Annotated in this window: 18 protein-coding genes and 1 pseudogene; 5 read left to right on the top strand and 14 right to left on the bottom strand. The window is 38.0% G+C overall.

Features of this window, described 5'->3' with window-relative positions:
* Positions 1-6 precede the first annotated feature (6 nt).
* The 3 genes and pseudogenes from M9949_07555 to M9949_07545 all read right to left on the bottom strand — a co-directional run bounded on the left by M9949_07555 (position 7) and on the right by M9949_07545 (position 2,793).
* Positions 7-546: pseudogene (locus tag M9949_07555) on the bottom strand (ABC transporter ATP-binding protein).
* Between the two features lie 98 nt (positions 547-644).
* On the bottom strand, positions 645-2,351 hold the full coding sequence (locus tag M9949_07550) for a hypothetical protein (GenBank protein MCO5251262.1): 1,707 nt from the start codon (positions 2,349-2,351) through the stop codon (positions 645-647).
* Between the two features lie 10 nt (positions 2,352-2,361).
* Entirely contained in the window at positions 2,362-2,793 is a 432-nt protein-coding gene (locus tag M9949_07545; GenBank protein ID MCO5251261.1) for a hypothetical protein, read from the bottom strand.
* A 376-nt stretch (positions 2,794-3,169) separates the two neighbouring features.
* On the opposite strand from M9949_07545, the gene M9949_07540 reads away from it, so the two are divergent.
* Positions 3,170-5,164: a hypothetical protein gene (locus M9949_07540; protein ID MCO5251260.1), complete on the top strand. Its 1,995-nt coding sequence runs from the start codon at positions 3,170-3,172 to the stop codon at positions 5,162-5,164.
* Between the two features lie 20 nt (positions 5,165-5,184).
* Here M9949_07540 and M9949_07535 read toward each other — a convergent pair whose 3' ends face one another.
* Genes M9949_07535 through M9949_07520 form a run of 4 tightly spaced genes read right to left on the bottom strand, consistent with a single transcriptional unit; the run spans position 5,185 to position 9,571 of the window.
* Positions 5,185-5,829: a DedA family protein gene (locus tag M9949_07535; GenBank protein MCO5251259.1), complete on the bottom strand. Its 645-nt coding sequence runs from the start codon at positions 5,827-5,829 to the stop codon at positions 5,185-5,187.
* A gap of 40 nt (positions 5,830-5,869) precedes the next feature.
* Positions 5,870-6,397, bottom strand: a complete 528-nt coding sequence (locus M9949_07530) for an HAD family hydrolase (GenBank protein ID MCO5251258.1) — start codon at positions 6,395-6,397, stop codon at positions 5,870-5,872.
* Positions 6,390-7,580, bottom strand: coding sequence for a glycosyltransferase family 4 protein (locus M9949_07525; protein ID MCO5251257.1), 1,191 nt, complete (start codon positions 7,578-7,580; stop codon positions 6,390-6,392). Before M9949_07525 ends, M9949_07530 begins: the two co-directional genes overlap by 8 nt.
* Positions 7,577-9,571, bottom strand: a complete 1,995-nt coding sequence (locus M9949_07520; protein ID MCO5251256.1) for an ATP-dependent helicase — start codon at positions 9,569-9,571, stop codon at positions 7,577-7,579. The genes M9949_07525 and M9949_07520 overlap by 4 nt, the downstream gene beginning before the upstream one ends.
* Before the next feature lie 76 nt (positions 9,572-9,647).
* On the opposite strand from M9949_07520, the gene M9949_07515 reads away from it, so the two are divergent.
* Positions 9,648-10,550: a T9SS type A sorting domain-containing protein gene (locus M9949_07515; GenBank protein ID MCO5251255.1), complete on the top strand. Its 903-nt coding sequence runs from the start codon at positions 9,648-9,650 to the stop codon at positions 10,548-10,550.
* 478 nt (positions 10,551-11,028) lie between these two features.
* Here M9949_07515 and tnpA read toward each other — a convergent pair whose 3' ends face one another.
* The 6 genes from tnpA to M9949_07485 all read right to left on the bottom strand — a co-directional run bounded on the left by tnpA (position 11,029) and on the right by M9949_07485 (position 16,222).
* Positions 11,029-11,475, bottom strand: a complete 447-nt coding sequence (gene tnpA / locus M9949_07510; protein MCO5251254.1) for an IS200/IS605 family transposase — start codon at positions 11,473-11,475, stop codon at positions 11,029-11,031.
* Positions 11,476-11,764: 289 nt separating this feature from the next.
* Positions 11,765-12,073 carry an NADH-quinone oxidoreductase subunit NuoK gene (nuoK, locus tag M9949_07505; GenBank protein MCO5251253.1) on the bottom strand — a complete coding sequence of 103 codons (309 nt, stop codon included), beginning with the start codon at positions 12,071-12,073 and terminating at the stop codon, positions 11,765-11,767.
* A 13-nt stretch (positions 12,074-12,086) separates the two neighbouring features.
* A complete protein-coding gene (locus M9949_07500; GenBank protein ID MCO5251252.1) occupies positions 12,087-12,593 on the bottom strand; it encodes an NADH-quinone oxidoreductase subunit J in 507 nt (168 codons plus the stop codon).
* 69 nt (positions 12,594-12,662) lie between these two features.
* Entirely contained in the window at positions 12,663-14,789 is a 2,127-nt protein-coding gene (locus M9949_07495) for a RelA/SpoT family protein (protein MCO5251251.1), read from the bottom strand.
* A 9-nt stretch (positions 14,790-14,798) separates the two neighbouring features.
* Positions 14,799-15,530: an alpha/beta hydrolase-fold protein gene (locus M9949_07490; protein MCO5251250.1), complete on the bottom strand. Its 732-nt coding sequence runs from the start codon at positions 15,528-15,530 to the stop codon at positions 14,799-14,801.
* 26 nt (positions 15,531-15,556) lie between these two features.
* Complete coding sequence (locus M9949_07485) at positions 15,557-16,222, bottom strand: thiamine diphosphokinase (protein MCO5251249.1); 666 nt, start codon at positions 16,220-16,222, stop codon at positions 15,557-15,559.
* A gap of 146 nt (positions 16,223-16,368) precedes the next feature.
* Between M9949_07485 and M9949_07480 the strand changes: the two genes are divergently transcribed.
* Complete coding sequence (locus M9949_07480; protein MCO5251248.1) at positions 16,369-17,310, top strand: calcium/sodium antiporter; 942 nt, start codon at positions 16,369-16,371, stop codon at positions 17,308-17,310.
* A gap of 3 nt (positions 17,311-17,313) precedes the next feature.
* On the opposite strand, the gene M9949_07475 is transcribed toward M9949_07480, so the two are convergent.
* On the bottom strand, positions 17,314-17,862 hold the full coding sequence (locus M9949_07475) for a cob(I)yrinic acid a,c-diamide adenosyltransferase (GenBank protein MCO5251247.1): 549 nt from the start codon (positions 17,860-17,862) through the stop codon (positions 17,314-17,316).
* Between the two features lie 114 nt (positions 17,863-17,976).
* On the opposite strand from M9949_07475, the gene M9949_07470 reads away from it, so the two are divergent.
* Both M9949_07470 and M9949_07465 read left to right on the top strand, forming a co-directional pair.
* The gene (locus tag M9949_07470; protein ID MCO5251246.1) at positions 17,977-20,745 is read left to right on the top strand and encodes a S41 family peptidase; all 2,769 of its coding nucleotides are present in this window, start codon (positions 17,977-17,979) and stop codon (positions 20,743-20,745) included.
* A gap of 48 nt (positions 20,746-20,793) precedes the next feature.
* Entirely contained in the window at positions 20,794-21,216 is a 423-nt protein-coding gene (locus tag M9949_07465) for a heavy-metal-associated domain-containing protein (GenBank protein ID MCO5251245.1), read from the top strand.
* Positions 21,217-21,251: the final 35 nt, after the last annotated feature.

The raw sequence follows: 21,251 nt of genomic DNA, 5'->3' as shown, positions 1-21,251 counted from the left end.
CTTGCATTATTGATAATCCATCAAATCGAAAAAAGCATTGCATAGCCGTTTTTCTCTGTCCTCGTTTGTAGCGATCACAATGCCACAAGAATTTGATGATTTCCTTTTTATTAATTCACCGACGATTTCGATGCCTGTATTGTCTAAATTTGATGTCGGCTCGTCAAGAAACAGCAAATCCGTATCATGTGCCAAAGCTAAAATGAATTTCATCCTTTGCTTCATTCCGGAGGAAAAATTTCGGATTTCCTTGTGGGCATGTTTGTGCAAGTTGAATTCAAGCATCAGATTGTCGAATAATCCAAGGTCTATGGGGATTCCCTTCAATTTGCAAAATATCTCAAATTGTTCGATTGGTGTAAATTCTTCATACAAGTTTACGTATGGTGCAACAAATCCAAAATGAAGATTATGGTCATCTGCGGCTATCTCATTTCCATTTTTGGTAAAGCTGATTTTGCCACGACTTGGATTGATGATTCCTGCCATAGTTTTCAGCAAAGTTGATTTGCCTGAGCCGTTTTCGCCTGTAATTGCAATCACATCGCCCGGGCGGATTTCAATTGAAAAATTGTTGTAAATGAAACTTTTGCCGGTATAAGATTTGGCTATCGCATCTGTTTTGAAGAGGAAATCTCTCATAATCATTTCTTCAGTACCGTAAATTTGCCTACACTCAAATCATCTTTATGATAAATCCCATAAATATAAATTCCATTTGCCAAATCGTTCGGAAAGTTAGTCCAACTCAACACTTTCCGTCCGTTGAATGAACCGACAGCCAATTTCTCGGTTTTCAGTGCAACCATATCGGCATTGTAGATGATAACTTCCAAATTTTCGTACAAATTTGAGCCTTCGGGAGCAGGGAAATGTAGTGCTTCGTCAATTTCAGGATTAAACGAATTCGGGAAAGCATAATCAATCTCGAATAAAACGTCGCCTTTGCGTACGTATATTTTTGATTTGAGGAATTCATGGTCTGATTCGACAGTATAATAATAATTCAGATTTGGTAATGCTTCCCAACCGCTTTGCTGCGATTCGGAAATGCCAACAAAATAATCGCGCTTAATTTTGAACTGGTTTTTTGCCGCATTCAAATCCGAATTTACAAGCACCACATCGACAGTGTCATTGGTTATGTCTTTCCCGTTTTTGAAAATATACCGTAGTGAACGGATCTCCAATGGGTCTAAAGTTCGCGAATCTGACACAGAAGGGCTCGAATAAACTTGAGTCCCGAAGAATTTGATTTCGGGCAGACTCGAGGCATTTGGGAAGTACAAACCTTCAACAGAACGACTGCCTGTATGATATGCCCATTCCGAAAATTTGAACAATTCTTTCTTCAAATCTGTGCTTATTTCCTTGAGGGCGCTATCCAAGGCAGAATAAACTTCAATTTTATTGCCGACCAATTCCCAAAGCCTTTTCAAAACATTATCGCCATGGTTTAGAATCAAATATTTTGCAAAAAGCGAGTAACCATAGCCCATATCGGGACTATCAACGCCAAAAGGATACGAAGACATATTGTTAAAAATATGTCGAACATATTGAAGATAATCGTTGATTTCGGGGTATTGCCTCATTTCCATCGAAACAGCGCACATTTCCATAATGCCAATCGAAGCCGGAAAGCTTCTGCCGTACATTAATTGAATAGCGTGTTGGAACTCATGGGTAGCAGTTATTTTTAGTCCTTCCATTCCAAATGTGCTGTATGCTTGTCTGGCTCGACTTGGTTGGCTTTGAGGACGTATCGAATCCGTTGGGCTGTAATCATTATCAAGGACGATGTAGGAATAAAATTTATCGAATCCGGGTGAGTCAACATAGTCAATTTCTTCATCAAACCAAGTATAACCGTATAATCCTCCCGCATGATAGTTTGGGTGCATTGGGTCGTCGTCACTGTTGCCCAAATCCCAAATATAAATATCATATTCATGAGTGCCACGTCTGCCGCCATCAGGAGCAGGGGAGACATAACCCAATTGTTCAACTTGCAATTCGTACGCCTTGTCCATGTAATATGCTACGGAGTCAATGTAATCAGGCACGCCATTCATATTCGAATCTTTCAAATCGGGAGCGTTCAATCCGGTAATGTCATAATGAATAATGAAAACACCTTTCGGTGAAATATGAGTTTTTTGCCCGACTTTAGGAACTCCATTTTCGTAGTCAACCCTACGCATCAAAGCATCTCTGCCATCGGTAGAATGGATAAGGTGGAATCCGCATTTGTTACTGTGGTGGTCGTCTTTGGAAAGTGAAATGTTGGGTTTAAACAAAACGAAAAAAAATGCCAAAACTATGACACGATATAAATTGTTTTGAGTCATTGAGGAGGTCTTACCTGAACATTTCTTTAATCATGCCCCAAGTGCGTCTTATGCTGCTTGTGTTATGCTTTACATAAGCTACATCGCTAAATGTGGCAGTATTATCATTTGCAATGATTTTGATTCTGTAACTATAAAAGTTTTGAGATTGCAAATCAGGGGTGTATTCGAAGTCATCTTTCATGAATGCTTCATCATCACGGAAACTGTAGTTGCTGGGCGAACCCTTTGCTAATACAGAATGGATACGTTTGTAGTTTTCGTCGCCTACTGAGCGCTCGATTTCAAAACGTTTGATGACAGACTCGTCAGATGTCGTCCATTTGACGGTAACATTGTCGCCGGAAGATTCGGCTGTAAAGGACTGCAATATACTATCGGAAGCTAAACCGATTGTAATCAATCCCATCGCTATAAGAATCACTAATATTGTACTTCTCATGTTTCAAAATTAAGTATTATTTTCTAAAGTACAAAATAAATTTCTGTTTTTTTATCAACAAATATTCTGCAACGTGTAAATCACATCATTATATATGACGAAAGAAACCTAAAATCTTTCAAATTCTTTTCAAATGCAAATCAAAATTCCTCTCATCAAAACTAAAAAAATACAAATAGTCAAAAAAAATGTCGAAACCTTACAATTCTATACCAAATAGACGTTTATAACGTTTAAATAGTTACAAATTTAATGCCGAATTTGGTTAGAATCGTAGAATTGTGTGATTGTTTTAGGTTTTAGAACAAAATAAATTTTTACTTTGTCCAAACTATCTTTATTTTTGAAAACATCTATTAATAAATTTGGAGGTATTATGTTAAGAATTAGTTTACTTTTTGTCGTTTTCATTTTATCATCTATCCATTTATACTCTCAACCAACTATTGTGAGAGATATAATGCCGGAAATTGGAGACAAATTTGTACTGTACGATTGCGATACCGTTGGAGTTGTTCAAGGTAATTCGGGAGCTAACATTAATTGGGACTTTTCATCTCTGACTCGTTTGAGTGGTTCTGATTATATGACTGTTTTAGAATATATTGACCCTGCTTTTGCTCCTCAAAAGGACAAATTCCCTTTAGCAACAATTGCACAAATGACTGACACTGCTGCTGTATTCTATCGTGAAACATCGGAAGGATTCTTCAGGCTCGGAATCGGTGCTTTTGAATTATACGAAATCATCGATTCTCCTTATGACCAACATTTGAAATTTCCATTTTCATTCAACGACAAATTCTCAGCGAACTATAAATCAACGTTTTATATTGAAACAGAAGAAGGTGAAATGGAAATGAATCGCTACGGTGAAACGATGGTCGAATACGATGCATACGGTACTCTTAAAATGCCTGCAGGAATGCAATATGACAATGTTTACAGGCTTTATTACGAATCAACAACTTACGATACTGTATATGTCATGGAAGGTTTTCCTCCAATGATTATCAAAACTGAAATGACGAACTATGGTTGGCATGCATCTACTTCAACTCAGCCAATATTAACAATTAGCGATATTGTTGTTTCTTATATCGGATTCCCGGGGACCCCGGTTTATACTAAGAGCGTAACTTATTCTGAAATCGGCGGAACTATTGAATTGATGCCACCGACACTGCTTTCGCCTGCCAATAATTCGGTTGACCTCGAACTACCTGTGCTTTTGGAATGGGAAGCTCAGGGTGTGGTCGCTATTGACAAAGATACCGACGAGATACAAGCTGAAGACGAAATTATGTATCATGTGCAAGTTTCATCAAATCCCGGATTTAGCATTATGGATTTTGAAGCTACAATTTCGGCTACATCACAAAATGTTTACGAACTTGAATTCGGAACTACATATTATTGGAGAGTAAGGTCTATCAGAGGTGAGGAAATTTCAGAATTTTCCTCGATTTGGAATTTCAAAACAAAAGTTCCTGATGATATAACAGTACCTGACCCGCCAATGCTAATTAGCCCTACAAATGGCGAAGTAGTTGAAACAAATATGCCTACACTCGTTTGGGAAGAAGCTGCAGGAGTAGATTATTCTTGGAAAATTGAAGTAGCTACCGACATGAATTTCACAGACGTTATTTATTTTGAGTACCCACGTATGACAAATACTCTTGAATTTGATTATGAGTTAGAACCCGGAAATTACTTCTGGCATGTGCAAGTTAATAATGGTGAAGCTTGGTCTGAATGGTCGCAAACATGGTACTTTGTTATCGAAGGTGAAGTAGTTGTACTCGACCCGCCTACATTGCTTGAGCCTGCTGATGGTAGTGAAGATTTACCATTAAATAATATCACATTCACTTGGGAAAATGACGAAAATGCTACATTTTGGATAATTGATATTGCTGAAGATGAAAATTTCGATGAAACATTTATATCAGATCAAACAGAAACCAACTCAATTACATTATCCGGTTTTGAATCATACACAACATATTACTGGAGAGTATTGTCAACTGATGGTATTAATGTTTCAGAATGGTCAGAAACAAGAAGCTTCACGACTATGTTAGGTGGCGATGTCAAAAGCATTTACTCAGGAAGCGTGATGAAAATTTCGCCCAATCCTGCACAAGATTTTATCCAAATCACACTCGATTTCGATAGTAATCAAAATGCAGAATTCGAAATACGTGACATCAAAGGCAACTTGTTAGTAAGTGAAAATCTCGGTATGATTAGTGGTTCGCAATTGAATTTGGAACGCTCAATCAGTAATTTTGCATCAGGTAAATATTTTGCAATTGTTAAAATTGGCGAAAAAGCATTTATCAATCCGTTTAACATAACAAGATAAAGTACAAATTTTAAGATTTCTTAAAGAGTCTCAGGTTTTTCCTGAGGCTCTTTTTTATTTTTACCGTTGGAACCGTTCTTATTATTTATAAACCATCGAACTATAAAAAATACGATAATTAATCCAGCAACAGGGAATATAATCTTGCCATATAGCGAAAGGTATTCGTCTATTTTTTCCCAATTATCCCCAAACGCATATCCGAAATATAACAAAATCGAATTCCAAATTAGAGAGCTTAGTGCAGATAGAATTATAGTTTTGGTAAAGTTTAGCTTTGACATTCCGGCAAAAAATGAAATTACGGCGCGTGTTCCGGACAAAAATCTATTTGCGACTATAAGTCTGTAGCCATATATTTGAAACCACTTTTCTACTTTTATCAAGGCTTCTCGGGAAATAAACTTAAAGCGACCGGATTCCATGATTGCACGGTCAAACTTTGAACCAAAGTAAAACATAATGGCAAAACCGAGAGTTGAACCAAGCGTCGAAACTAAAAGTAAAGGTACAAATCCCACTACGCCTATTCCGATTAGAGTACCGGTAAATACCAAAATCGAATCACCGGGCGCGGGAGGGAAAACATTCTCTATAAGTGTCGTCAGGAAGGCTATTACAAGTACCCAATACCAAGGAACGGTACTCAAAAATTCTATCGCCATTTCAAACATATTTGCAAACTTCTCTATCGTAAAATTAAAATCACGTAATAAACTGATTAATATTTATAAGTAAGTTTTCCAAGTCAGGCAAAACCTTAACATCTGAATGCTGAAATTCAAAATCACCGATTAAAATGCACTTTATTCCGGCATTAATAGCAGCTTGAGCGTCCGAAATGCTATCGCCAATCATCAAAGACTGCTTTTGGTCAATGTCATACAATTCCATCGCTTCCAATAGCATTCCTGGATTGGGCTTTCGGCGTGGATGATTACTTTCGGCAAGTTCCGGACAATAAAAAATAGCGTCAAATCTTTCTCCTGCTCGTTCTTGCAAAACATTTTGCATATGGTCATGAATTAAAATCAAATCATCTTCGCTCATCAAGCCCTTGCCAATTCCCTGCTGATTTGTAACCACAATCGCCAGATATTCTTTCATTTTTACATATTTCAAAATATCGATGATGTCTTCCATCAATTCAAAATCTTCGATTTTGCAGACATATTCGTCCACGAGCCGTTTATTAATAATTCCGTCTCTATCAAAAAATATCGATTTATTCATCTAAAATTCCATTCATAATTGATAAAAGTTGTGATTCGACCACATCCCAAGTGTGAGTTTGGAGAATCAAATTTCTTGCCTCAACGCCAATTTTGGCTCGCAAATCTTCATCGCCAAGCAGTTTTATTATTTTCTGTGTAAAATCATTGCTATCATTTGCGATGACTAAATGCTGCCCGTCAACTCCGTTGATTCCCTGATTGCCGGTTGTAGTCGTTACAACCGGGCAGCCGCAAGATAAGGCTTCCAAAAGTTTATTTTGTATTCCGGAGCCTCCTCGGTGCGGATTGATAAATATTGTGGCTCTTTGGTAGAGCGAAAGCATATCACCTACATTTTCGATAATTTCGATATTTTCCGATGCAAGACTGCGGATTTCCGCATTCATATCAGCGCCGGCAATAATCAATTTGACATCCGGAACAGCTTTCACAACAGATGGAAAAATTTCCTTAGCGAGTTGAATTGCAGAAATCTGGTTTGAATGTACGTTCATCTTTCCTGCAAAAAGTAAGGTTTTGGGTTCGCGTACGGAGCTGTCTTTATAATGCTCTACATCAGTTCCATTTGTCAGAATTTGATAATTTCCGCTTGGATTGATGTTTCTGATGCTCGAAATATCATGCTCGGTTACGAAACTTACAGCATCGAAATTGTCCATCATTTCCATTTCATACTTTTGCAGCTTTTTCCATTCGTGGTATCTTACGATTTTTTGCAAAAACTTGTCTGTTTGCTCGTATGAACGTTGTTGATATAATGTTCGGCAATCTTCGGCAACTAAGAGTTTTTTTATATCTAAGTCCTTGACAAATTCTCCTGAACGCATGAAAAAGGCGACAACAACATCAATATTATCATTTTTCACGCTTTTTAAAACCGCTGACTGAAACTCACTCAAATTATAAAAGGAAATCTCGAAAGGCAATTTGGAAAATAATTTCAATCCACAATTTAAAGCACCTTTAGCCGGGTCGAATTTTAAAACTTCGACTTCAACACCGAGCGATTTGACTATTTCCAAATCGGAAACACTCGGCAAATTTCGATAACTCCAAGCAATCATCTTCACATCATAATGTTTCGCTAAAATTTTGAGCATATTGAATGCTTTCAATTTATCGCCACCAATCGGGGGATAGGGGAATCGTGTCGTCAGAAAAAGTATGCGTTTCCGGCTCACTCTTCGTCGTCCTCCTCGGAAACCACATATCTTTCGGCGAACTCATCATTGATATTTTCAAGAAATCGAGATGGTTCGCTCAACACAAATCCGGATTCTCGGTCGAAAATATTAGTTGGATATGTGACATACAGATAATCCTTAGCACGAGTGCAAGCCACGTAGAATAATCGTCGCTCTTCCTCCATTTGGTCTATCGAATCAGACGATTTTGAAGATGGAAATTTCCCTTCCAAAGCCCAAATCAAAAACACGACTCGCCATTCGAGCCCCTTTGCAGAATGAATGGTCGAAAGTGTGAGATATTCCTCTTCTTTCGATTCCGGTGTCAATTCCGATACCGATTCATTGGGCGGGTCGAGCGATAATTCATTCAGGAAATTATCCAAGGAACGATAGCGCTCAGAAATTGAAATCAATGTTTCGAGGTCTTTCCATCGCTTTTGCCAATCGTCATACTTTTCTTGCAGATAAGGTCGGTAATATTCGGTCAATAGGGCGGTTTTATCGGCTATACTCAATTTCGATTTTGAAACATCGCCAAGATTTTTGAACAATTTGTGAATGTGCTCAAACGAACGCAAACCGCTGTCTAATTGCGTATAATCAGATGTATTGACTTGGTTGTCCGAAATTTGTTCGAGCACCTTGTCAACTGTCATTGGTCCAACGCCGGGCAATATTTTCAGAACGCGTTGCCAACTTACGGCATCAATCGGATTTGCCAAAATTCGCAAATATGCGATTATATCTTTTACGTGAGCAACTTCCATGAACTTCAGTCCGCCAAATTTTCGGAAAGGAATATTTGCTTTTTCGAGTTCGATTTCCAAATCAAATGCATGGAATGATGACCTGAATAATATCGCCATGTCTTCGAGTGGAATGTTCTCTTCGCGATGCTCCAACACTTGCTGGACGATAAATTTTGATTGCATTCTCTCCGTTTGCATAGTTATGATTTTCGGCATTTCGGAAGATTCGCGTTTGGAAAACAAATTTTTCTCATACTTGAATATTGCCGAACTCATCAGTGTATTGCTGAAATTCAGTATCGGCTGAATGCTACGGTAATTTTCTTCAATTTTATAAACCTTGCACTCCTCGAATGAATTCGGGAAGAACATTATATTTTGGTAATTTGCTCCACGAAAGCTGTAAATTGATTGGGCATCGTCGCCTACAGCCAGAATATTTTGATTTTTTCCTGCCAAAAAAAGTATTATCTCATGTTGCAATCTGTTGGTATCTTGATATTCGTCCACCATGACCTGAGTATATTTTTTGTTGATTTTCTCAAGCACATCGGGATGATTTTTCATCAGAAAAAGTAAATTCAGCAATAGGTCATCATAATCCATCAATTGATAACGCTTCTTGTACTCGATATACTTGAAAATCAGCTCTTTGACTTTGTCCGTATCATTCAAATACCATGGAAATTGGTCTTGGATTAAATCATCAACACTCGATTGCGTGTTTACGGCGAGACTCCAAATCTTGCTGATAGTCGCTTTAGTAGGGAATCTCCGCTTCTCATTTTTCCCGGTATATTCATGACGCAGTAAATTTATCACATCTTGCGAGTCGCTCTGGTCGAGTATAGTGAAATTTGAGGCATAGCCCATAACTTGAGCATATTGCCGCAAAATCAACGACGCAAATGAATGAAAAGTGCCTCCAGAGACGCTTTCTGCCCGTCCATCAAGTAGAAGTGCTGCACGGGAAAGCATCTCTTGCGATGCCTTGCGAGTAAAAGTCAACAAGAGTATAGATTCCGGCGGGATGCCGTCTTCAATCAATCGCGAAACGCGGTAAATTAGAGTGCGAGTTTTGCCTGTGCCTGCTCCGGCAATCACTAAGGCCGGACCCTTATTATGCATGACTGCTTCAAATTGGCTAAGGTTCAAATCGTGCTGGTAATTAATTTTATATGATTTTTGTATTCCTACATCATCATATTTAGTCTTCTTTAAAATAATTTTTTTCACTATATAACTTTATCGTATTTCCATCGTATTGTATTGTATAATTTACAAATATAGTTAACAATAATTAGGTACTTTGATGAAAAATTTTATTATACTAAGTTTATTAGCACTCTTCGTCACAAATACAGCCGAAAGCCAGCTTATGCAAAAGCAACTCGCCACTGAGCCCCTCCCATCTGTTCGCGAAAGAGTCATTGATGACGGAATTGACGCTCCGGAATTGATTTTTGTCGTCTCAATGAATCAAGATGTTGAATTTTTTGGTCAAACAATGGAAATGAGATTCGATATAACGACCGGAAAGGGCGACTTATGGATGTATATATTTACAAATGAATCGCGAACAGATTTTCGCGGCTATGTAGTATTCAAGCCCGTTCTCGGCGGATATATAATTGAAGAATTCGCTGCCGAAGAAATACTTGAAAGTGGATTACCGATAGAATTAGAGCAATCTTTAGACGATTTTGCATGGCAAAATAGCGACAAAGTAGCCGCTGCCTTTCGCTCATCAGCAGCATTTTCAGATTTTTATGCACTCGACCCCGATGTTTTCATGATTGCCTTGTTTTTGAACGGTGGTATCCCGGGCATTGAATATGGAGACCCAATGTGGGGAGCAATAATGGAAAAGGATGATATGGAACAAATGTGTTCAGCACATGCCATCAGTCTCGAAGTACAGTGCTTGCTCGAAGCATCAGTTGATGACGCAATTGCCAACAACTTCATGATTTATCCCAATCCTACCTCAGATTATCTCACAATCCATCTATACGATATCAACCATACGGTTAACCGTATGGCTGAAAACACAGATATAGAAGTGCAAATATTTAACGTGCTGGGAGTAGAAATTCAAAACTTCACTTCAAGCCTCTCCGTAGGCGATAAAGTTAGAGTAAATGTATCAGATTTGCCAACCGGCACCTATTTCATAAAAATTGGCAATCGCTTTGTACCATTCGTAAAAGAATAGAAAGCCCGAAGGGGTATTGGGTAAGTAAAGCCCGAAGGGCTTAAATATGAATAACCCCGTATTAAATGCGGGGGAGAAGAAATGCGGTGTTTCCCCAAAAAGCCCAAAGGGCTTAAATATGAATAACCCCGTATGAAATGCGGGGGAGAAGAAAAGCGGTGTTTCCCCAAAAAGCCCGAAGGGCTTAAATATGAATAACCCCGTATGAAATGCGGGGGAGAAGAAATGCGGTGTTTCCCCAAAAAGCCCGAAGGGCTTAAATATGAATAACCCCATATGAAATGCGGGGGAGAAGAAATGCGGTGTTTCCCCAAAAAGCCCAAAGGGCTTAAATATGAATAACCCCGTATGAAATGCGCGGAACGAATCAAATGCACCCTATTACAAGCCCAAAGGGCTTAAATATGAATAACCCCGTATGAAATGCGGGGGAGAAGAACATGTGTGGAAATCCCAACCACGAAGTGGTTGAATGTTGTTACACAAGGTATTTCTCATCAAACTCAATTTCATGCTCTTGCAGCATTTCTATAAATTCTTCCCGGAAACTTTTGGTTCGATGGTGTTCTTCTTGATTTTTCACGTACAAGATTAATCTGTCTTTTTCTCTGATACTATAGGTAAATGCTCCGTAGCCTTCCGCCCAGCCTCCAAAGTTTGGGAACAAACCTTTCTGTTTAATCAATGTAGAACTTGCCAATTTTATATCTTTGACAAGCGAGGCTAATGAGATTGTTGGATGCAAGTGTGTGATTAAATGTAAATGATCTTCTACGGCGCTAATTCTGTACAGATGGCAATTTTTGCTTTTCAATATACCCCAGATGTATTTCAGAAGCTCTTCTCTGTTTGGCTTGGTAAGAGTGCGTTCTCTGTTTTTGGTACTAAAAACTATCTGATAGATTATTTGGGTATATGTGCTCATAATCTTTTGATTCTTTTATTCAACTCCTTCGGAGTTGTTTGTGTTTTAATTACTCTTTCCATAGGTTTCACCTATGGTTATTCACATTTAAGCCCTTCGGGCTTTACCTTGTGCTTAAGTTAATTACTCTTTCCATAGGTTTCACCTATGGTTATTCACATTTAAGCCCTTCGGGCTTTGACTTTGTGCTCAATTACTCTTTCCATAGGTTTCACCTATGGTTATTCACATTTAAGCCCTTCGGGCTTTTACAATGGTTATTCATATTTAAGCCCTTCGGGCTTTTACTTTACCACTTCAAAATGTTGATTTCATCAACGTTGACGCTTTGTTTGATTCTGAAGAGGGCGATGACGATTGCTAATCCGATTGCAGCTTCGGCGGCGGCTACTGACATGACAAAAAATACAAATACTTGTCCGGAGGCGTCGCCAAAATTAGCGGCAAAGCCTACAAAGGTAAGATTGACAGAATTCAACATCAATTCGATTGACATGAAAATGATAATTGCGTTGCGGCGGGTAATAACTCCTATCGTACCAATCGAAAAGATGATGCCCGACAAAACGAGGTAATATTCTATGGGTATTGCTTGCATGATTTTTTACTTTTTAATTTTCTAACTTCTTTTTTGCTAAAACTAATGCCCCGACGATTGTTCCGGTAAGTAGTACACCAATCAGTTCCACGGGGACGATGTAATTGGTGAAAAGTTCGTTACCAAGATTGTTGACGGTGCCTACTGCTGCTGCTGTTTCCTCGTTGAATTGGCTGAAACTCGAGTGAGTGATATAAAGTGTCATCAGAAGGAAAGCGAGTGCCGAACCAAACACCCATCCAAGTACATATCGAGAGGAAAGCTTCAATTTCAATTTCTCTTCGTTCGACAAGTTGAGCAACATGATTACGAATATGACAAGCACCATTATGGCGCCGGCATAAACTAATATTTGAATGGCTGCGATAAATTGCGCATTTAGTGTCAGATATAGACCCGACAACATGAAGAAATGCAAGACTAAAGCCATTGCCGAACGCACGGGATGCCTGCTTGCTATAGTTACAATTGCCGAACCTATTGCTAAGGTTCCCAATATCATAAATAGTATTAGTGTCAAATTCACGATTGCTTACTTTATATTATACTAACATCATCTTTTCAAAAATAAATAAAAAAGTTCTTAACTTCAATTTTTATTTTTATCAATTTCAACTAAAATTACTCCGTGAACACTCCAAATGTTCTCGAAAATCATCTTTATGTGCTTCTTATCAGGGACTAACAGCTCTATTCGCTCTTTCAAAATATTTCCTTCGGATTGGTAAGAAAGTGATTTCAATTCAATATCATTCACCGAAATCATCTTTGAATTCATTTCCTCGAGTATCTGAATATTATTGTTAACAGAGACATTGATTGTCAGTTCGAATAATCCTCTATCATTTCGCTCAAATTCAATAGCATCAAATTTTTCAGTAAAATGCAAGTAATTGTCGGATGAAAGTATGGTTGAACTTGATTTTTCGACAATTTTTCGGAGTTCATTCCCTATTTTGAATCCGTCTTTCAGCTTATATTTGATAAATTCCATTGTTCTTTCAAAATCAATCTTTTTCTTAGCTATTGCCAAAAACAAATCCTCCTTTGTAGGAAATTGAAGAGAAATTGCAACTTTGTCAATTTCATCATCGGCGATTCGCAATGCATACTCTTGCAATTTCGTATTCCAAATCTTTTTTCCTTCGATAATATTACGTTTTTCCTCGTCTTTGAGATATTTAATTATGGCTGATTTTGCTTTTGGAGTCACTAAATATTGCAACCAATCTGATTTTGGCTGAGGATGCTCGGATGTAAGAATCTCAACAATATCGCCGCTTTCGAGTTTGTGCTCAATTGGAACTATTTTGCCGTTTACTTTAGCACCTATATAGCTGTATCCGATTTGCGTATGTATGTCGAAAGCGAAATCAAGCGGCGTCGAATCCTTTGGTAGAGTCCTAAATTCGTTGTTGGGAGTATAAACGTAAATTTCATCAAGTAGAAAATTATTTCGGACATTTTTGATGACATCTTCGTTTGTACTCAAACCGGCATTTTCGAAAATACTTCTCACAACTTGAACCCATTCCATTATTTGCTTCTTTTCGAGAATACTATGCTGACCGACTTGATTTTTGTATATGAAATGTGCAGCCAATCCTTTTTCGGCAATATCATGCATGGAAATATTTCGCACTTGTATTTCGACGATTCTGTTATTCAGCCCAACTACTGCCGAATGAATGGATTGGTAACCGTTTCGTTTGGGATTATTGATGTAGTCTTTGAAAGTCTCGGGTACAGGCATATAAATGCTCGCAACAACGCCATAAACATAATGACATAAAAAAGGGTCTTTATTATCCAAATTTACTCTAACTGCGAATAGGTCATATAACTCATTTATGCTTTTGCTCCGAGAACGCATCTTATTGTATATTGAGTATAGGTGCTTTGGTCTGCCGTCAATTGTAAATTTTATTTTCAGCTTTTTGAGCAATTCCTCTTGAGCTAATCTTTCTTCGATTGGTTTGATAAATTGCTTTATGTATTCCTCGCGTTCTTCTCGCGACAAATTCAATGCCGTTCTGATTTCTTCGTAAGCTTCTTGATTCAAATATTTGAATGCCAAATCTTCCAGTTCCCACTTCAAATTACGTAAGCCAAATCGGTTGGCGAATGGAGCGTAAATATCCATAGTTTCTTTGGATAGCTTAATTCTGCTTTCTTCAGGTAAATACTCCAAAGTTCGCATATTGTGAAGTCTGTCCGCTAATTTGATAAGTATAATTCTGACATCGCGGAATAAAGAAATCAATAATTTTCGATAATTTTCTGCCTGATTATCAACGGGAAGATTGTTGTTTTCAATATGCCCTATTCGATAAATATTTTCAACTATATTAGCTACGGTCGAACCAAATTCCAATCTGATGTCTTTAATATGGTAAACGTCGCCTTGGTCAGGCACGTCATGCAACAAAGCCGCAATCACCGAAGTTTCGTCCAAAGGGATTTCTTTAAGCACAATGCGAGCAACTTCAAGCGGGTGTGTGTAATATGGGTCACCGGAATTACGGATTTGATTTTCATGAGCGTCCAAGCACATCATGAAAGCTTTGCGGATTTTTTGTTCGTTAAATTTATTGAGGTGAGTCTTGCATTCTTTGAGCAAAAATGTCAAATCGGATTGAACATCAAGCCCAAATTTATGGTTACTGTTTTCTTCTGTTTTTGTTTTATTGCCAAATGGAAGTGTAAGAATGCTCATTGCCGCTACTTATAAAAAAGAGTTAGTAATATGTTTCAATTGTTCATTCCACGTTTTTGAGTCATGGTCCCATTTAGTATCCCACAAATCACATCTATGTTTAATATCTTTTAGTCTTAGAATATCGGAAAAATTTTGAGTCTGCTCGGGATTTTCGTATCGTCCACTACCGGAAGCCAAGTAAATATGTTTACGATTGAGCAAATAAGACATCCAGTAGTTATCGTTTAGATTGGGGAGATAATCAACAGGCGAATTGAAATAACAATTTTCGTCGAAATAACCTTTTGTCAACTTTCGGATGTCGTAAAAGCCGCTTAAAGCAATAGTCCCCATGAAAATATCGGGTCGTCTGAAAAATGTGTTTGCAGCATGATAAGCTCCAATTGATGCCCCCATTGTTAGCATTGGGACCGGTCCACCGCAGGATTCGTAGATAAAGGGTACTAACTCTTCTTCCAAAAATCGATTGAATTCAAAGTGTCTGCGACTTCTTTCCTCATCTGATTTGCCCGGGTCGAGCCATGATTGCAAATTTACAGTTGAAATAGAATAAATCTTGACTTTACCGGAATTAATATACTCCCTCAAAGCATGTACAAAACCGATATTCTCCGCATCATGGCATGAGTCGCCTTGAGTGGGGAATATTATCATAGCTATTCCGTAGCGCCCGTAACTTACAAGCTCTACATCCTTTGATAGATGCTCACTTTCGATTATTCTAACATCTTTTTCCATCTTATCGCCCCTGATTGATATACAATTTATAAAAAAATCGGACTAAAAGGCAGCCTCGAATCCACAAACAACAAAAAAGAGCCTTCTGAAACTGTTATTTCGAAACTGTCTGCCACCGAAACATTTCTGGCGCCCTCGCGTTGACTAAATTGCAAAATTTCGTCATCCAATTCCCATTTCAAATTTCGAGTTGTCAATCTAACCATTCCATTAGGTATTAACGAAACAATTTCATTTTCCACGCAATTCATTTTTATAGAATCGTAAATTGGAATGCCATATCTCCCGAGTTCGTAGTTGCAAAGGTTTAGCCTTCTGCCGTAACGCATCAATATGCTCCAATTATTCAAAGTATGTTCGAGCAATCCTCCATGAAGACCTAATATCAAAATGTTTTTCATTCCTTCATGCTCAAGCCAAAGCAAGCATTTTTCGAAATCATTGGTTTCTTGGTCTGAAATTTCAATAATATCTACCGAATCATACATCTTTTCAATTTCTTCACGTTTGCCCGAATCTAAATCTCCGATTACTTTTGTTGCTCTCAATCCCAACTTATGTAGCTCGAAAACTGCTCCATCAGCGGCAATAATTGGAACATTAGGGTATAAATCAAACACGTAATCCGGCAATTCCGAATTCAAACAGAGCAATGCTTCAAATTTATTTGTGTCAAAAATCACTTGTTTCATAATTTTCTTACATTTCAAAATAACAACTTATCAATATTTTTCCAAACTTCATAATGAAATTTCAAATTTTATAAAAAAAAATGAAAAAACATACGGAATAAGAATTATTTTCGCACTTACTAATTTTCATAAATTCAATTTTATCTATGCTCATATCATTTTTGATGCTGTTGATTGCTTCGGCGCTTCTGTACTTCGGGGCTGATGGTTTGGTGGGTGGTTCTGCTCGGATTGCATTCAAAATGGGCATCAAGCCACTTATAGTTGGTCTGACAATCGTTGCTTTCGGCACGAGCAGCCCGGAATTAGTCGTCAGCGTCAATGCGAATCTTGCCGGAAGTGGTGACATAACTTTGGGGAATGTCATCGGCTCGAATATATGTAATATTGGGTTGATTGTAGGAATTACGGCACTAATCAAGCCGATTAATGTTAGTCTTCAAATTGTACGCAAGGATATTATCATCATGTGTGGCGTAACAGTTCTGCCGATATTAATGCTGATTGACGGGCAAATAGGCAGGATAGAGGGTGTGATTCTCATTTTGTTACTTATCGTTTATTTGTGGTACAACATTTTCATCGTGTCAAAGCAGGGCAATCCAGAAGCTGATACAGAGATAGATTCATTAGTAAAAAAGTCAAAGCCAATGTGGATGAATATTGCTTTTATCATCGGTGGCTTGGCTTTGCTGATTGTAGGAGCAAATTTGTTTGTAGATAATGCTGTCGAAATAGCTCGTTTTTTCAATATTAGCGAGTCTGTTATCGGCTTGACTATCGTCGCTATCGGTACAAGTTTGCCTGAGTTGGCAACAAGTGTGGTTGCATCTGTCAAAGGGGAGAGCGATATTAGTTTGGGCAATATTGTCGGGTCTAACATTTTCAATATTCTCGCCATTCTGGGCATAGCTGCCGTAATCAACCCGATTAATTTTGGGAATATCACTTATATTGATTTATCCATCATGATGATGTTTGCAGTGGTGTTGCTTCCTTTGGCTCGCACCGGATTTGTCATAGACCGAAAAGAGGGCTTAATACTCCTACTGCTTTATGTGGGTTATATCTACATTTTGCTCAGATAAATTTTATCTAATTTCGCGTTCAACGTTGGGCACATCTAACAAAAAGTTTGCGTAGCGAGCCGCTGTAAATAAATAGTCTGAAAGGCGATTTAGAAATAAAATCACATCTTTGGAAACTGACTCTAAAGTTGCCAAATGCACTACCAAACGCTCAGCACGTCTTGCTACTGTCCGTGCTACGTGCAATCTGGCTGAAGTTTCCGAGCCGCCCGGCAAAATGAAACTCTTCAAAAGGGGTAATTTTTCCACGTAACTATCAATCAAATTTTCTATGAATTCGATGTCGTTTTGGTTGATTCTGTCAACCTTGAATTTTGGCGGAGGCTCTGTGGGAGTAGCCAAATCGGTACCCAGAACAAATAAAAGATGGCTGATTTTTGTCAAATCATCCTTAATCGGTTGAGGTACTTCGCCCGAATTAGCCAAACCAATGATGCTATTCAACTCATCGACAGTGCCGTATGATTCGACACGCAAATCATACTTGGCGACTCGCTTTCCGTTAAATAAGCCTGTCGTTCCGTCATCGCCCGTTTTTGTGTATATTTTCATTATTCAAATTTATCTTATTTTTGCATTACTCGAAACAAATAAGTAGTTTTTTGTAAACATTTTATTGTTTCATGTGTCATTATTTATTGAGAAAGTGAAATTAAGGAAAAAATTGTGAAGAAAGTTATTATTATTTCGATTCTTTTAGCAACTGTAAATGTTTATTCAAATATACTTTATCAACCTGACAACCTCAATTTCGAGCAGGGCAGACCGGGTTATGTCCCCGATGGTTGGGTATTTCCTTCAAAACTTGCTTCAGCAGGTTACATTGCCTTTGTTGAGCATAAGACTTCTTATGAAGGCAGATACAGCGTGGTTATTGACAATCCGCATTATAATGCTGATACTTCATTCGTCGATGGAAGTCCTAATATGTCCACTTTGTACCAATCTGTTGATGCCTATCCCTATCGTAATAAGTTGATTCGTTTTTCTGCTTGGGTCAAATGCAATTTAGGCGAATCCGATGCCAAAGGAGAATTATGGATTGTAGTACGCGATGAAAAAAAAGAATCTATTGTTACTGAGTTTGGTGAAGATGACTTAATCAAAGACAGCGTCTGGCACAAGAAGGAGATTACAGCGTTTATACCTTATAATGCAGATGAATTGAGGTTCGGTTTTTTATTGAAAGGTAAAGCAAGACTTTGGGCTGATGCTACAAGTATAGATATTATCAACCCCGAAGCATCGGTTGATTTACCACCCCAAAACCTCCCTGAAAAAGTCATCCCAAATCTTGTGACTTTTGCAAAGTTGTATGGTTATTTGCATCATTTCTATCCTTCGCAAAATTTCCGTTCAATAGACCAAGAGAGGCTTATCCTCTATTCAATTTCGCAAATACTGGATAATACCGATAAGTTCATTCCCGACATGAAGGCGTTGTTGAAGGATATCGCACCACAAGCTAATATTCTTAAGAAAAATGAAGAAATTAACTATTCGTTCAGAACACCAACTTCTATTCAGGAAAAGATTGCTTATGTAGCAGAAATCGCCGGTGGTCCGGTTGTGAAGAACAGTCCGGCATATTATTCTATGCTCAGAAATGTTTACTCAACTACAAGAAGCCGCGAAGGTTCAGTCTTTCAGAATATTGACATGATAAAATATGATAACAGAAAAGTTGTAGTATCGGCAATGATAAAAGTGGACGGCAAATCTCCGGGTAGCAACGCTCAAATTTGGTGCAAGACGGACATAATTAATTCCCAAGAATATACTTTTGCAACAAATTCCGAGACACCGGCTTTTGATAATGAATGGAACAAATATAGTGTTGAAATCATAATGCCCGAAAATGTTTATAATATGCGTTTAGCATTAGTATTCTTAGGCGAAGGAGCCGCTTATTACGACGATGTAACAGTTCAAATTTTTGATGGCGAAAAGTTAGAAAAGGAATTTATCGTTCCAAATGGTGATTTTGAAAAATCCGGAGCCGGAAATACTTTGAATTCTTGGGAAATGGAGCCTGCTGTTTTAAGCGCCGGATATAATGCAGGAAGAGACCCAAATACCAAGTATGGTGGCTCGTTCTCGCTCAGAATCAGTTCAGATACTGAAACTATGGTCAATTTCCCCGATATGGGTGAATTAGCGAGATTCCCTATTAACAAACAATTTGATTTAGCTTTCCCCTTAGTCATACCTTTTGAAAAGGAACAATTACCTGAAGATTTTGCCAAAAATAATTTAGAAATTTCCGGCAAACCTTTTGGTTATAATCCCACGATTTCTGACAAAACCACAAGGTTAGCTGCTGTGATTCAACTTTGGAATATAATCAGGCACTTTTCAATCAACAAAATTGAGGTTGCCGAACTCGAAAATCTGTTGATTCAATCGTTAAAATCTGCAAGTATGGCTAACTCCTACGATGAATTTTCGATTGTTTTGAACAATATGCTTCAAATATTGAATGACCCCAGAGCAATCGCGTGGAATCAGTTTTACGACTTGAAATACGGTCTCCCGCTTGTTTTCCATAAATTTGAGCATGATGTGATTGTGACTTCTGTAATCGATGAATCATTGGATATCACCGCAGGAGATATGATAACTCATGTTGACGGAATTAAGATTGAAAATTTAATAAAAGAATACGAAAGCAGGCACTACTTTGTCAATCAGCGTTACCTAACTTTGAGGGCTTTGGCAAATATCCGGATAGGAGAGAGGGACTCAAAGAGTACACTGACTTTGAAAAATAAGGAAGGGAAATCTCGTGACGTATCTGTAAGTAGAAATGTGCTTCTTTATGATATTTACGAGCCACGACCAGAACCAATTGTCGAGTTGGATTCATTTGTGTATTACGTGGATATGACACAAATAAGTGATAATTACTTCAAGCGCATTACTGACCAAATTACAGAAGCAAAGGCGTTTGTGTTCGATATGAGGGGACATATTAGTATGAGTGAACATGTTTTGAGTCTATTTTCAGATAAAGACTTGGCGGGTGTGCGTTGGGAAATTCCAATATATACCAAGCCTGAAAAGCAATTACTATCAAAAACCATTTATTCGGGGGGAATCACAGGCAGACAGAAATATTCGGACACTAAGTTAATCTTCCTGATTGATGAGTCAACCATTGGCTATACGGAAGCAGTAGCACATATTATCAAAGAATATCAATTGGGTACCTTGATTGGTGCTCCAACAGCCGGTTTAATCGGGGAAACCTTTACGACAAGACTAATCGGCGGGACAAGTGTCTCGATGACAGGCATGAAAGCCTTCGATTCGGACAACAGATTGCTAAACGGTAAAAGCGTCGAACCTAACGTGCTTTTACTGCGAAATCACAATAAATTTCTGAATTATACGGAATTACTATTAGAAAAAGCATTGGAATTATTGAATAATTAGTTATTTTTGTTTGTTATTTTTTATCTATATTATCAAAGGGGAATTTATATGCTTAAAAAAATTAAGTCCATAAGCTCAATTTTCTTGGCTATTTTATTTGTTGTGAGTGTATCATATGCAGGTGAAATCAAAGAAGCAAGCTACCAAACTAATCTACATTGCGGCTCTTGTGCTTCTAAAATTCAAAAAGGATTGAAAAAAGCCGGTGGTGTAATCGAAACTAAAGCTGACGTTGCTTCCAAAGTTGTAACTGTCAAATATGATGCTGACAAGACTGACGATTCGAAAATCAAACAACTAATTGCAGACATGGGTTACAAAGCTGACTTAGCTAATGCTAAAGAATGCAAAAGCGGTGAAAAGGCATGTTGCAAAACTACAGGCAAAGCCTGTGACAACAAAGACAAAACATCCAAAATGTCCGGCAAAGATTGTTGCGATACTAAAGCAACAAAATCGAATCCTAAATAGAGCAATTGGAACCGAAAAATTAAGCGGGATTGTAA

Origin of the sequence: Candidatus Kapaibacterium sp., assembly GCA_023957315.1 — a bacterium.
Classification (GTDB): Bacteria; Bacteroidota; Ignavibacteria; order Kapaibacteriales; family UBA2268; genus PGYU01.
The sequence above is the reverse complement of the archived record's forward strand: the minus strand, read 5'-3'. Positions and strand labels throughout refer to the sequence as shown.